Below are 747 nucleotides of genomic sequence, written 5' to 3' on the forward strand. Positions count from 1 at the left end.
ATATACGGATATTGCCTACTCGCTAAACAAAAGTCTTAAACTTTATTCGATAGCACCAACACGCGAAAAACTAGGTATGGAGAAGAACTTTGGCCAATGCATCCATATCGCAAAGGCTTTTCCGACAACCAGGTGGTCAGGAACAACGCCCCAAAAGCGGCTATCATTACTGTTATCCCGGTTATCTCCAACCATAAAATACGAGCCCTCAGGAATCTCCCAGTAACCTTCAGCACCTCTATTTAGCTGCGCTTTATGCTCATACAGCTTATGCTTAACCGAGCCTAAAGTCTCTTCAAACAGTTTGCGCCCAGGTAAATTCGCTAACAGTTTCTCTTCGACAAGCTCACCGTTGATCCATAACTGCTTGTCTTTATATTCAATTTTGTCACCAGGGACACCGATAACTCGCTTAATATAATTGGTCTTTCCATCTTTAGGGTATTTAAAGACCATTACATCACCGCGCTGCGGATCATCCATTTCAATGACTTTAGTTCCCACCACGGGAAGGCGAAAACCATAGGCATACTTATTTACCAGAATAAAGTCGCCAACTTCCAGGCTTGGTAACATTGAACCAGAAGGAATTTGGAAAGGCTCAACAAGAAAGGAACGCAAAACTAAAACGATTGCCAGTACCGGAAAAAAAGACCTAGAAACTTCTACTAACCAAGGGCCTTCAGAAATTTCTTCTTCGCTAGCTGCACTAGATGAATTATCTTTAGCCGCATCTCTTTTTGGTTT

The 747-nt window shown here is 42.3% G+C and carries 1 protein-coding gene; it reads right to left on the reverse strand.

What is annotated here, in order from left to right:
* Positions 1-42: 42 nt before the first annotated feature.
* The coding region (gene lepB / locus A3729_RS26740; protein ID WP_068634467.1) for a signal peptidase I at positions 43-747 on the reverse strand (705 nt) is incomplete at its 5' end.

It is taken from the genome of Oleiphilus sp. HI0043, from assembly GCF_001634935.1.